9 protein-coding genes are annotated in these 12,644 nt (G+C 68.9%); 4 read left to right on the top strand and 5 right to left on the bottom strand.

The features are described from left to right. Positions 1-3 precede the first annotated feature (3 nt). Complete coding sequence (locus P0Y31_RS18250; RefSeq protein ID WP_275872025.1) at positions 4-1,296, top strand: DUF58 domain-containing protein; 1,293 nt, start codon at positions 4-6, stop codon at positions 1,294-1,296. 239 nt (positions 1,297-1,535) lie between these two features. Further along, positions 1,536-1,937, top strand: coding sequence for a hypothetical protein (locus P0Y31_RS18245; RefSeq protein WP_275872023.1), 402 nt, complete (start codon positions 1,536-1,538; stop codon positions 1,935-1,937). Positions 1,938-2,069: 132 nt separating this feature from the next. Here P0Y31_RS18245 and P0Y31_RS18240 read toward each other — a convergent pair whose 3' ends face one another. Beyond that, the gene (locus tag P0Y31_RS18240) at positions 2,070-3,056 is read right to left on the bottom strand and encodes a hypothetical protein (protein ID WP_345803654.1); all 987 of its coding nucleotides are present in this window, start codon (positions 3,054-3,056) and stop codon (positions 2,070-2,072) included. 254 nt (positions 3,057-3,310) lie between these two features. Here P0Y31_RS18240 and P0Y31_RS18235 point away from each other — a divergent pair, with 254 nt between their 5' ends. Further along, entirely contained in the window at positions 3,311-3,535 is a 225-nt protein-coding gene (locus P0Y31_RS18235; RefSeq protein WP_275872018.1) for a hypothetical protein, read from the top strand. Between the two features lie 1,075 nt (positions 3,536-4,610). Next, positions 4,611-5,522 carry a tyrosine-type recombinase/integrase gene (locus tag P0Y31_RS18230; protein WP_275872015.1) on the top strand — a complete coding sequence of 304 codons (912 nt, stop codon included), beginning with the start codon at positions 4,611-4,613 and terminating at the stop codon, positions 5,520-5,522. A 435-nt stretch (positions 5,523-5,957) separates the two neighbouring features. Here P0Y31_RS18230 and cysM read toward each other — a convergent pair whose 3' ends face one another. The 4 genes from cysM to P0Y31_RS18210 form a co-directional block, all read right to left on the bottom strand. Further along, complete coding sequence (gene cysM / locus P0Y31_RS18225; RefSeq protein ID WP_345803653.1) at positions 5,958-6,845, bottom strand: cysteine synthase CysM; 888 nt, start codon at positions 6,843-6,845, stop codon at positions 5,958-5,960. Between the two features lie 331 nt (positions 6,846-7,176). Further along, on the bottom strand, positions 7,177-7,500 hold the full coding sequence (locus tag P0Y31_RS18220) for a DUF309 domain-containing protein (RefSeq protein WP_275872010.1): 324 nt from the start codon (positions 7,498-7,500) through the stop codon (positions 7,177-7,179). Between the two features lie 567 nt (positions 7,501-8,067). Next, positions 8,068-8,721, bottom strand: a complete 654-nt coding sequence (locus P0Y31_RS18215; protein ID WP_275872007.1) for a DUF4389 domain-containing protein — start codon at positions 8,719-8,721, stop codon at positions 8,068-8,070. A gap of 412 nt (positions 8,722-9,133) precedes the next feature. Further along, entirely contained in the window at positions 9,134-12,550 is a 3,417-nt protein-coding gene (locus P0Y31_RS18210; RefSeq protein WP_275872005.1) for a phosphodiester glycosidase family protein, read from the bottom strand. Between the last annotated feature and the right edge of the window lie 94 nt (positions 12,551-12,644).

The following is a 12,644-nucleotide window of genomic DNA, read 5'->3' as shown; positions in this document are numbered from 1 at the left end:
CCCATGATGGTGACCGGCCGCCTCGTGGTGCTCGTGCTGTGCGGCATTGTGCCGGTGCTGCTGCGCCCCGCAGCGACGACGGTCTGGCTCTGGGTGCTGGTCTGCCTGGTGGCCGTGGCCCTCGACGTCGTGCTGGCCGGCAGCACAAGAGCCCTGCACCTCGAGCGCGTGCCCTCTGCCCAGGTGCGGCTCGGCGAGGCGGGGAGCACCACGCTGCTCGCGACCAACACCGGCCGCCGCACCTTCCGCGGCTCGCTGCGTGACGCCTGGCAGCCGTCGGCCGGTGCCACCGGCAACCGCCACCGAGTGGCGATCCCGGCGGGCGAGCGCCGCGCGCTGCGCACGAGCCTCACCCCCACCCGCCGGGGTGACCGGCGGGCCGACCGGGTCACCGTGCGCCGGCTGGGTCCGCTCGGGGTCGCGGGACGGCAGCGCTGGTATGCCGTGCTCGGCCACCTGCGTGCGCTGCCCCCGTTCCACTCGCGGCGCCACCTGCCCTCCCGGCTGGCGCGCCTGCGGCAACTCGACGGCCGCTCGGCAGTGCGCGTCCGGGGCCAGGGCACCGAGTTCGACTCGCTGCGCGACTACGTCGAGGGCGACGACGTGCGCAGCATCGACTGGCGCGCCACCGCCCGGCGCCGCTCCACCGTGGTCCGCACGTGGCAGCCGGAGAAGGACCGGCACATCGTGCTCGTCCTCGACACCTCACGCACCTCGGCCGGACGCGTCGGTGACACCCCGCGCCTCGACGCCGCCATGGACGCCGCCCTCCTGCTCGGGGCCCTGGCCTCCCGCGCGGGCGACCGGGTGGACCTCATCGCCGGCGACCGCCGGGTCCACCGCAAGGTCGTCGGCTCCAGCCGCACCGCCCTGCTCTCCGACCTGGTGACCGCGATGGCCCCGCTCGAGCCGGCGCTGCTGGAGGCCGACTGGCGCCTGCTGACCTCCGAGGTGACCCGGCTCAGCCGACACCGAGGGCTGGTCGTGCTGCTCACGCCGCTCGAGCCGGCGGCGATCGAGGAGTCGCTGCTGCCGCCTCTCGGGGTGCTGGCCCAGCGGCACCGTGTGGTCGTGGCTTCGGTCTCCGACCCCGCGCTGGGCCAGATGCGCTCGGGTCGGGGCGACGCGCGCGCGGTCTACGACGCCGCTGCGGCCGAGCGCACCACGGCTTTGCGCCAGCGCACCGCTGCCGGCCTCGGTAGGCTCGGGGTCGAGGTGCTCGACGCAGATCCCGACCACCTTCCAGTGGTGCTGGCCGACCACTACCTGTCGCTGAAGAGCCGCGGCCTGCTCTGAATGGGTGTACCCCGTGTTGACCAACCGCGCACGGCAGCCGTGTTTGGACGGATGAGCCGGACGATGGCGCGTGTCATTCCGCCGCATTCGAGGCACGCGGACGGAACACTGTTGGTGCGTGCAGCCAGGCCACCTAGACGAGGCTACAAGGCCTGCTGCACTCCCACGCGGCGCCCGACGCTTCCGGCTTCCGAGAAGACGGCTACCCTCCACCAACAGAAACTTCGATCGGGGACACCATGGGATTGCTGGACAAGTTGCTCACTGCCGGGGGTGTCGCGGCGGTCGGCGCAGTAGCCACAGGGGCATACAAAACTGCCCAAGAAACGAAGCGTCGAAAGAACTCGCCACTCTGTTTCGATGAGGGAATTACTCAAAGTGAGTTCATAACAATAGTGCGGGACGCGGCAGAACGCACGCCACGGGTTCAAAATGCTGTCACTAACGGCATGAGCGTCACTCTCTATGTGAAATCCAACAGTGGCCTGTCGACATGGAAGGCGGAGATCGACTTCAACGATTACGGGCACCTCACCGGCGAGTACTGGCTGCAATCCGACAACCCCAACTCACTGATCCCCAAGTACTTCGTGAACGCAGTACGAGCGCAAATCGTGGGACGCGTCGCCAAAGGACGCTAGATCAACCAACTGAGGTTCTCGCCTGCTGCGGCGACTCAGTCGTGCGGCAAGACTGGGCCCGTCATTCCGTGGTGGGCGTTGCGAGCCGCCGGCGCGGATCGAGGACAGGGTTCGACGCTGAGTTCCAGTGCCTCATCCCGTCGGACGGGCCAAGGCCGCGGTATCCACGATGCTGCGCCCCATCACCGGACCGAGCGGATCGCGGCCAGCGACGTCAGCAGGCAGATGGGGAAGCGTGAAGTCGATGTAGCGCCGGCGGAAACTGGTCGCCCACCATGCCAACTCCGGTGCGAGCTGCTCGGTGACTTCGAGGATGTCCTCCAGAGTGACGTAGTGCAGACGGTCGGCGTGACTCTCGCTGAGGGTGGGCGACACGATGTCTCGAGCCTTCCTGACGCCCGGATCACCTGCTAGCGCGACGACCGCAAGTGATCCACGCCCGTGGCTTTGGTGCTGGTCTAGACGAGCGGCAAGCATTGTGTTCCGCCATAGCTGGTTGGCGGAGGGGCTCTGAAGCACCTCGATGTCAGCGGTCGGTGCTGCGAACCACCCTGATTCGTGGGTGACCTCGCGGTAGTGGTTGTACCGGCTTGGCTCGTAGATTTTCTGGCTGAACGGCTCGGTGTATTTGGTCTCTATTCCGCAGAACGCCGGCCCGCCCGCGGTCTCGTACAGCACCACGGCGTCGAAGGCGGTGCGATCGCCCAGTTGGCCGTTGCGGTCGGGCGGGGTCCACTCACACACGATGTCGACGATGGCGGTCGCTCTCGCGTCAAAGAGTCGCTGGAAGAGGAGCAGGAACTCATCCTCCCCGCGCATGGCGCCGAAGAGGTTGAAGCACATCGGCATGCTGGACAGCATGTTGTGAAACAAGCGCTTTGGCTCCAAGGACCCGCCCTCATCTTGGACCTGTCTACTGCGTTGTTCAGCGTGCTCATGGGCGTTCGGGTGAAGGAAGTTCAAGTCGCGCTGTTCGGAAACGGCGTCCGGATGCAGCCAACTGCCCAACTGGTCGTAGGTCATGAACCTTCCTGCGGGCGCACCGAGCTGGACCGCGCGATACCAAGACTGCAATCGCCGGTACCTGGCGGTGCGTCGTGAATCGGAGCTAGGCAACATGCCCGGCTCGTTCCAGGCGGAGTTGCTCGACGCGTCGTCGGGAACAGTCACAACCGCAGTGTGAGCGAGAAGCCATCCTCAAGGCGCCGAAACCAGGTCTTTCCGCCGCGAATCGCTTCGAGCCAACGGTCCGGAGCGGCGTCATACCGCGTGGTCGACTAACTCGTCTCGAAGCTGTTCCGCTGGCTTGGATGTGCGCTTGTAAAGTGGCGATTGGCCACAGGATTCGGCCGGCGCGACAGGATCTGAGGTGCGTGCGCATGGCAGAAGTAGTGCTGCGGGTCCGCCTCGTGAGTGGCGACCAACTCGATGTCAGGTTTGAGGATGACGGTGACGAGGACGGGGTCATCGAGCGAGTCGTCGAAACCCTTGCGGAACCCTCCGGCGTGCTTCGCACCAGCCATGGTGATCGGCTCATGGTGCTTTACGGCCGGGGTGTGGCCGCGGTCGAGGTGGCGCCGCGCGGCGCAGTCCTGTGAGCGCAGCCGAACGGTCTCGTCCGGGCCCGAGGCACCCCGCAGGCACACGTTAGGCGGTGTGCGTGGTGAAGACGCGTCATTGCGCCGCAAGCGCGCCGGCGTCGCGTGACGCGTTCGCGTCGGGTGCTTCGCGCGATCTGCGCGAGGCTTCGGGTGGGAAGTTCGGGCTTCTTACAGGAGGATCCTCTGGCACCAGCCCATTTAGACCAGGCCTCTGAGGAGCGTGACGATGGCTGAACTGACATGCCCTACGTGTGGCGGTTTGGACGTAGCGCAACTCGGCCTTGGTCGAAAGCGTCGATGTCGGACGTGTGGACGAGTTTGGATTGCGACCAACTTGCCCGAGGTGCCGACCGTTCAACGCCAACATCCCGACGGAGCTTCGTCGCGGGCAGCGTCCGGTGTTGCCGGATTGAAGAACCTCAAAGAGCTGTCTTTGGCTTCCCAAGTGCGCCGGGCATTGCAGCAGTACTTGGAGGTGGCGCTCGTGAACCATCGCGCTGATGAGGGAGACGCGTGGACGCTTCGAGCCCTTCCCTCAACGAGGGCCACGAAGCATCGCCGTCGTTTGTTCACCGTGAATGTCTCGAACATGGAGGTCCTGGTAGCGCACTTTGACCCGGTCTCCGGCCAAGACTCAGGCGGGTTCCTCGTCCTGCAGAAGTCTGGTTCGGGTCGTGCCTTCGGAGGTGCGCTCAGTGGGCGGGAACTGTATCCGGCGCCCTACGTCACAGCGGGTAGTAGCGCCGTGATTACGACGTTCGAGGACCTGGAGGACCTCCAGACCGTGCTCGCGGTGCCGGTCCTCCGGGACGCCGCACGCGGGCTTTGCGACCGTCTTCGCTCGTCGGCGCAGGTTCCCTCGCTCCAACGGCAATGGCATGTGCCGGAGTTTGTCGATTGGGTTGAGGGTCGGGAGTCGGCGCTAGAGCCCTAGCGTGGGTCATACCGCCGCGTGGCGGATCTGTGGAAACCGCTGCGGCGCTGGCCGGTTCTAGCGTCGTTAGATCAAACCCCTTGCCGCGATGGCGGCGGGCGCGGTCAGGCGAGCCCAAACCCGCCGCAGAGGTGACCCATGTCCACTACGACCCTCTTTCCGTTCGAGCCTGCGTCGATGTCGACTGCGCAACTGGCAGCCGTGTCCTACCTAGCCCGCTACAGCGGGCACACTCACGTCCTGTACACCTACCAGCTTCGCGAGTGGTTCTCCTGGTGCGAGGTTCACGGCCTCGACCCCTTGATCGGCGTGCAGCGCGCCCACATCGAGCTGTACATCCGCCAGCTCGGTGGCCGAGGGTTGATGGACTCCTCAGTGGTCACCATGATGCACGGCGTTCGCGGGTTCTTCCGCTTCGCGCACGTCGACGGTCTCATCCCCTCCGACCCAGCGGTATACGCGCGGCTGCCCAAGGTGCACCATGACGAGTCCCGCACGCAAGGACTGGATCGGCTCGAGTTGATCCGGTTCCTCCAGGTGTCCCAGACCATCACGGTTCACCACGGGGCACTGGCGTTCCTGTTGGGCATCAACGCGCTGCGCGCCTCCGAAGCGGCCGCTGTCCGCATCGAGGACTATGCCGAAACCTTGCGCGGGCATCGGGTGCTTCACCTGGTCGGCAAGGGCAACAAGCCGGCCACGATGCCCCTAACGGTCCCTGTACTCAGGGTGCTCGAGGCCTGCCGCGGCGAGCGCACCGCCGGTCCCCTCATTCTGCGACCGCTGACCGGCAACTCGATTGATCGGCGCGACGCCTACCGGATGGTCACCCGGATCGCGAAGGCTGCCGGCATACCGCGGCACATCAGTCCCCACTCGCTGCGCCATGCCGCCATCACCAACGCCTTAGACGCCGGTGTGCCGCTACGCGACGCGCAGATCCTCGCCCGGCATGCCGACCCCAGAACCACCGAGCACTACGACCGCGCCCGCGGCAACCTCGACAGGCACGGGGTGCACTTCCTCACCGCCTACGTCGCCGGGGTTTGAAGCCTTCACTCGCGCGCGGGCTTAGCGTCGGTCGCGTCTGTCGTACCTCGAAGCTTGGTACGTCGCTTCTCCCACGGTGGCTTCCGCATCCCGGCTTGCGAGGTCAGATGCCAGGACCGACACGACCCGCACAAATACGCTCCCTCGGGCCGGTCCGGCCACGTGCCCTGCTGGCCAAGGCGATGCCGCGCATCGCGAGCAGGGCTGCGGCGTGACTGGGGTACGGGATCTTCGAGCATTCCAACATGTCGACGTCCTCGACTTGTCGCACTCAGCCAGCTCGCATCCTGCCCGGTACGCGGTTCACGCCTTATAGCGATCGGCCACCGGAGGAACCTGACAGTCCCGCTTGTCGAATGGGTACCGAAATTTAGGGCGGCGGAGAGAGGGCCGGTCTCACCCTCGACGGATTTCTCTGGGCGTCAGCCGCAACTCTCAGGTGGGGAACACGCCGCCGGAGAGGTACCGGTCCCCGCGGTCACAGACCACGAAGACGATCGTCGCCCCCTCGACCTCCCGGGCCACCTGCAGGGCGGTCCAACAAGCGCCGGCCGCGGAGACACCGCCGAAGATGCCCTCCTGGCGGGCCAGCTGGCGGGCCGTCTCCTCGGCGTCGGTCTGGGTGACCTCCATGGTCCGGTCCACCGCCGACGGGTCGAAGATCTTCGGCACGTACTCCGGTGGCCAGGCGCGGATGCCGGGGATCTTCGATCCCTCCGCGGGCTGTGCCCCGACGATCTGGACGCCGGGGTTGCGCGACTTCAGGAACCGCGAGACCCCGGTGATCGTGCCGGTGGTGCCCATCGCTGACACGAAGTGCGTGATCCGCCCGCCGGTCTGGCGCCACAGCTCCGGGCCCGTCCCCTCCTCGTGGGCACGGGGATTGTCCGGGTTGCCGAACTGGTCCAGGACCCGGCCGCGGCCCTCGCGCTCCATCTGAGTCACGACGTCGCGGGCCTCTTCCATGCCGCCCTCCGCCGGGGTGAGGACCAGGTTGGCTCCGTACGCCTTCATCGTCTGGATCCGCTCGGTGGAGGCGTCCTCGGGCATCACGATGACCAGTGGGTAACCGCTGATCGCCGCCGCCATCGCCAATCCGATTCCCGTGTTGCCGGACGTGGCTTCCAGCAGGGTGTCGCCCGGGGATATCTCTCCTCGCTCCTCGGCGCCCCGGATCATGCTGATCGCCGGCCGGTCCTTCACCGAGCCGGCCGGGTTGTTCCCCTCAAGCTTGGCGAGCAGCACGTTGCCGCGGCGTTCGTTCTCCAGCCCCGGCAGACGCTGCAGACGCACGACCGGAGTGCCGCCGATGACGTCTTCCATCGTGGGGTACGGCGAAGGGTTGCTCACCGCCGGAGTCTACGGCGGTGGCCGCCGAAAACCGCAGCCGGCTGCTCGACCTCCACCCATCCACCGAGCAGGAAGAGGTCCGCGAGGACGTCGTCGGTTGAATGGGGTCCGTACACACCTGCTCGGAGGTGTCGAGTGTCGGCGGCGTGCACGCTGACGCCTCGGCCTCCGGGGCGGACACCTCGGCGCCGCCGCCGGTAAACCTACGAACGGTCGCGGGGCCGATGGTGACACCGTGAGCGACTCCCATCGTCGGGAGCGCCGCACCAAATCTGCGTCACACCGCCGCGAGCCCGGCGTGCGTTTAGAACCTGCCGAGGTGACCGCGAGCTTGCTTCACAGTCGCATCCAAGTCCAAGCCGTAGGCCCCCCGTCCGGTGGCAGCAAACGCTGTCAACCGGTCTGCGGCGCGTTCGAAGAGTCGGTCGGCTCCCGCCTGATTCCCGCGGGCCGCGTGTGTCATGGCAACACAGAGCTGAGCGAGCCCCTGCCACAAGTCTCGTTCCTCGATGGGCCCGGCCTTCCATCGCGCTTCCAGTACCTCGTGAGCCGAGAACGGGCGGCCGGCCCTCACCAGCTCCCGAGCTGTGTCGAGTGCTTCTCCGGGCGGGAGTGCCTCCTCTGACACCGGCTCGACCCCCTCAGCGCCATAGGGCAGTGGTCTGCCCAAAGCGTCGCGAGGCCTTGCCTGACGAGCGCGGCCTTCGGCGTCCCGGTCACGATCAGATCCCGTCACACGACCCAGTCTTCCAGCCGCGCGCAGCCACGCGCCGGATTCACCTGGCAGGTCTTTCCGCCGCCAGTCGACCCCGATGTCGGCGGCAGGAGCGGCCGGTGCCCGGATGCAGCGAGCCGGACCTTCAGGGGCACGTCGGGAGTGTCCGTTGGAGTCCTCGTTTGAACGGGACCGCGAAGTCGGCTGTGCTACACCACTGCCGCATCGAACTTGATCGGGCCGGCGCTCCCGGTGATGTCCTCGACGACGGCGTTGACCGCTCGACGGCGTTCGCGGTCAGCCAGTCTCGAGGCTCTGGCTGCTCCAACGTGACCGACCACTTCAGGGCAAGAACCTCTGTGGGCGCGGCCCCGGGATCAGGTAGGGGCCGCGGTCGTCACGATCCGCACCGGGCGACCCTGGGGGCGGGCGGATCCAACGGTTGCCCGCGCGACCTGATCGACGGCCCCGGAGCGCGGGTCAGCGGAGGCTGAAGGGTGGGTAGGAGTCGGTGAGGAGGAGGAATGCGTACGCTTGCACGCGCAGCGCCCACCGGCCGACCCCGACGACGTAGTCGAACAGTCCACGCGGGTAGCGACCGGTGAAGAGGATCGCGAACCACGCGATCACCACTGCCACGACGGCACCCAACCCGAGGAACAGCAGCACGACGTAGTGGGGCAGAGCCAGGAGCCACTTGACCAGAGGGAGCCATCGGTTGAGGCCCTCGCGCGCGTCGGGGTAGTCCAGGTCGAGGTGGACGGTCTGCTCGTCCTCGGTCGAGGGGTAGCGGTCGGTGAGCAACGCCAGATAGGCGCCGACGCGCGTCCCGAAGCGGTTGAACTGCAGAACGAAGTCGAACCACCAGCGCGGGTAGCGCTGCCGGAAGACGATCATCAGCGCTGTGGCGGCGAACAGCCCACCGGCGATGCCGCCACCGGTGCTCGTCGTCTTCTCGACCACCTCGCCGGACTTGTAGATGACCGTGGTCGAGGTCGCGTTGGCGCTCACCAGCGAGAGCACGATGGCTATGGGGATGATGAGGACGACGCGGAAGAGCGTGGTGACCCGGTCCAGTCGGTCGGGGTAGTCGATCTCGAGGCGTGCGGCATTTGTCTGCTGTGGCGCAACCATGACGTCCCCCTTTGGTCTACCCCCTGTGTACTCCCTGATCCGCGGCCGCGCCAGAGCCCACCCTCTGTGGCGGCGTGGGTGCGGTCATCCTCGCGGCACCAGGCCGAGTTTCAGAGGCGCGCCGGGAGCTACTACGGGGAGGCTGTCGGCGCGAGAGGGCGCCGCTCCAGTTCTACTCTTCGCTCCTTCACACCAAGGCCACGTGGCCGCTCAAAGTGCGTCACATCGCCGCGTGGAGGCACCACGTCAGCATCTATCCGGTGCCCGAGGTGGACGGGACCCTCGAGCAGGAGCGCGCGCCCTGCCGCGCCTCCAAGCGCACCCTGAAGTTCCCGCTCCGCGCGCCGGTCCCCTAGGACCTTGTCGGAGCCGTGGCGCGGGCCTTCGACGAGGAACGGACGGCTTGCACCTCCTAGTCGCCCGATCGCCGCTGGCCGGGCACCTCGACGGTGGCGGTGGACCTCACCCCGCCGACCACGAGGGTGAGGGTGGCGGTGCCGGGACGGACCGCTGTGAGGGTGTGGGTGCCCGGGTCGAACCGCACGACGCCCGCACCTCGCTCGTCGACCTGCACGCCCGTGCCCGACCATTGGGCGCTCACGGGCCAGGCGACGGGGACGATGGCGTCGCCCTGCCGGAAGGTCGGGGACAGGGAGACGCTGGACCCCACGGCCAGGGTGGCGGGCGCGGTCAGCTCGACCGCGTCGACGCCCGGGTGGGTCTCAGCCCGCAGCCAGTCAAGCCGCGCGGTGGGTGAGTCCGGCGCCGATCCGACGACGCCCTTCGCAGGATCGATCCCCAACATGGTCCAACCACGGAAGCCGCCGTCGGCGACGCTGCCGGCCGGGGTCTTGCCGGAGTTGCCGTTGACGACCGTGGAGATGCCCCGGCGCGAGGAGCCGTGGAAGACCCCGACGTGCCCGTTGACCACCGCGACGGACTTGCCGCTCTCGGTGCGGAAGCGGCCGAGGCGGTCCTCGAGTTGACGGGCCTCCTTGCGGTCGCTGAGCTGGCTGGCCTTGTCAGCAAGCGGGTCGTCGACCGGCACGTGCATCGCGACCAGGACACCGGTCACCGCCGGGTCGGTGGCGGCCTGCTGCAGCTGCTGCTCGAGGTCGGCGAGCTGGGCGATGCCGTCGTCGTTGCCGTGCAGCGTCAGCGACGAGGTGTTGAGCGTGACCAGCTGGGTCGGGCCCAGCCGAGTCGAGGTGTGCGCCGGGCCGAACACCGAGGTGTAGTTGGTGATCGGGCCGCCCATGACCTCGTGGTTGCCGGGGACGTAGGTCCACGGGACCGCGTCACCGACCTCCTCGTCGAGCACCCGCTTGGCCAGGGCGAAGTCGGCGGGGCTCGCCTCGTCGACGAAGTCGCCGTTGATGACGAGGTGGTCGGGGCGTGCCGCGACGATCTCGCGCAGGGTGCGCCGGACGTTCGCGAGCAGCTCGCTGTTGGGGTTGCGCGCGACGAACTGTCCGTCGGAGATGACCGCGATCCGCTGCGGGCGGTCCTCCACCGTGCCGTTGGTGACGATGACCGGGTCGTGCACCACGGGGTTGTCGGCTGGGCCAGCCGGGGGCGGGACGTTCGCGACGAGCCCGGAGATCGTCAGGTCCCCGCGGTACTGCGCTTCGGGGCGGATCTCGAGGAACCGGATCTTGTCGACGCGGATCGGCATGGCGGTGCCGGTCGGCACGGGGAAGGTGACCTGCTGCCACCCCTCCCACGTCACGTGGGGTCCGTCGAGGTTGCTCACGGTGCCGTCGCCGCTACGGATCTGGATGCGCGGCCACACCCCGCTGCCGTCACCCTCGATCCACAGCGTCAAGCTCAGCGGCTGTCCCGGCACGGGCAGCCCGGCCGGCGGTACGGCATACATGCCCCGGGTGGCGGTGCTCCGCGTGAAGTCGTGCTGCAGCCGCAGGCCCGGCTCTCCGCCGTGACCCTCGGCGCGGGTCAGCGTCCCGGTGGCGCGTGCGGTCTCGGCCTTCCACGCAGAGCCGTCCGCGAAGTCGGCGACGACGCGCTGGTCGAGGCCCACGAGCACCGTCGTCTCGTAGTGGTGGTCGCCGACGGCGAAGTGGACGACGCCGGAGCCCTTGGCCATGGTCGGGCGGACGACGAAGCCGTTGGCGCCGTCGGGGGCGACGTCGATCCCCGGGTCGGCGGTGACCACGGCCTCGGAGGGCTCGATGGGCGACGGGCGACCGTCGGGGTCGTAGCCGGTGAGCATGACGGTGGCGCTGGTCGAGGGGTCGGGGAAGGGCAGCACGGCCCGGTCGGCCTCGAGGTGGGCCAGCGGTCCGAGCACCGTGAGCGGCATCGCTGCCCGGCGCCCGGACGACAGGTGGAACCCGACCTGCGCGTCGCCGGCGCGAAGCCCGGTGACCGGCACCCGGTCGCCCCGCTTCTCGCCGAGGCGCACCACCGGGCCCGGGGCCGAGAAGCGACCCGGCTGCTCGACCGCGGCGTAGGTCGCGTCGAGACCGGACCCGAACAGCGTGCGGGTCTGGCCCTCGAGGACGGTGTAGGCGCCGGACCGGTTGGTGACGGGGCGCACCTGCGCTGCGGTGGCCACGCCCTGGGGGGCTGCGGAGGAGAAGAACAGCAGCGCGTTGGAGACCTCGCGCTCGTGCCCGTCCGAGGGGGTGTCGACGACGCGGGGCTCGACGGAGCCCGCGACGCGGGCGGCCATGGTCGTCGACCCACCGCCGTCGAGGTTGAGCGCCTGGTAGGCGCCTAGGCTCTTCATGAACGCCGCCAGCTCGGTGCGGCGCAGGCCGTGGCTGGCCGCCGTCTGCCCGTCGAGGGCCAGCGCTATGACGCGGCTGCCGTCGCGCGTCACGCCAATGGCCGTGCGCGAGTGGACGCCGTCGTCGGGCAGCGCCGGGTTGACCTCGCCGTCGATGACGAGCTGGTCGGAGCCGCTGAGCGCGACCTCGACCTCGTCAGGCAGACCGACCGCCACGTCGACCCGCTCGCCCACCTCGAGGGCGCCGACCACGTCGGCCCCGGCCTCCCGGCCGAGCAGCACCTGACCGCCCGCCGGGATCGCCGGTTCGCCGGCCCCGGCTCGGACGTCGGTGACGACCCCGCCCACGACGGTGGCCCGGGCGACCTTCGGGGCCAGCGCGTCGGGGCCGCCCATCGGCCGGTCGAGGGTGTGGGTGCCCCACTGCGGGGTGTAGACGCCGATGCCGTTCTTGGCGATGGCAGGGGTGTTGAAGCCGGAGAGCGGGTGCGTCGCGCCGTCGGCGGTCAGGGTGCCGCCGGCCCGGAGGGCTCCGACCATCGCCCGGCCCCCCGCGAGAGAGAACGCCGGTCGGGTGGCGGCCGGGGCGTTGACCAGCCCGGACCTGCTCTTGGCGATGCCGATGGGCGCGTTGCTGTAGTTCATGTCGAAGAAGTCACCGTTGATCCCCGCGACGGCCGAGGTCCCGGCCATCTGGCTGGTCAGGGTCCCTGCGCCCGCCACCGCGCCGGTGTTCCGCACGTCCAGGCTCAGGGTCGGCTCGGTGAGGTCGGCCGTGAGGATGTTGCCGGCGTTCCAGCCGCCGGTCTCGAGGCGCTGGAAGTTCGTCAGGCTCAGCCCCGGGGCGACCGCCTGCGTGGCGGCGGTCGCGAGCGCCTCACCCCCGGCGGTGAGGTCATAGCCGCCGGACTCCTGCGCCGAGGCCGGTATGCCGCCGGGGGCCAGTGTCACGTCGGTCGCCGGCGGCGGCGGGACGTCCGCCTGCGCGACGGGCGCCGTAGTGACGGAGGCGAAGGCGGCTGCGGCGGCGAGCGCCACGGCATACGCAAGGGCACGGCGAGATCCGGGCAGCGAGGTCACGGCACCGGTTTACCGTGCTTTAGTTACACGTTTGATGTCAAGTGAGTAAACAATTCACAAAGCCCGGATGCCGCGATGCTCCTTCGTCACCATG

This window comes from Knoellia sp. 3-2P3, assembly GCF_029223115.1.
GTDB lineage: Bacteria > Actinomycetota > Actinomycetes > Actinomycetales > Dermatophilaceae > Pedococcus_A.
This window is presented reverse-complemented; position numbering and strand designations above follow the sequence as displayed.

Excerpts from the sequence above, each read along its gene's own strand:
- P0Y31_RS18250 (WP_275872025.1), top strand. The coding sequence starts at position 4 with ATGATGGTGACCGGCCGCCTCGTGGTGCTCGTGCTGTGCGGCATTGTG.
- P0Y31_RS18245 (WP_275872023.1), top strand. The coding sequence starts at position 1,536 with ATGGGATTGCTGGACAAGTTGCTCACTGCCGGGGGTGTCGCGGCGGTC.
- cysM (WP_345803653.1), bottom strand. The coding sequence starts at position 6,845 with ATGGAAGACGTCATCGGCGGCACTCCGGTCGTGCGTCTGCAGCGTCTG.
- P0Y31_RS18240 (WP_345803654.1), bottom strand. The coding sequence starts at position 3,056 with ATGTTGCCTAGCTCCGATTCACGACGCACCGCCAGGTACCGGCGATTG.
- P0Y31_RS18215 (WP_275872007.1), bottom strand. The coding sequence starts at position 8,721 with ATGGTTGCGCCACAGCAGACAAATGCCGCACGCCTCGAGATCGACTAC.
- P0Y31_RS18230 (WP_275872015.1), top strand. The coding sequence starts at position 4,611 with ATGTCCACTACGACCCTCTTTCCGTTCGAGCCTGCGTCGATGTCGACT.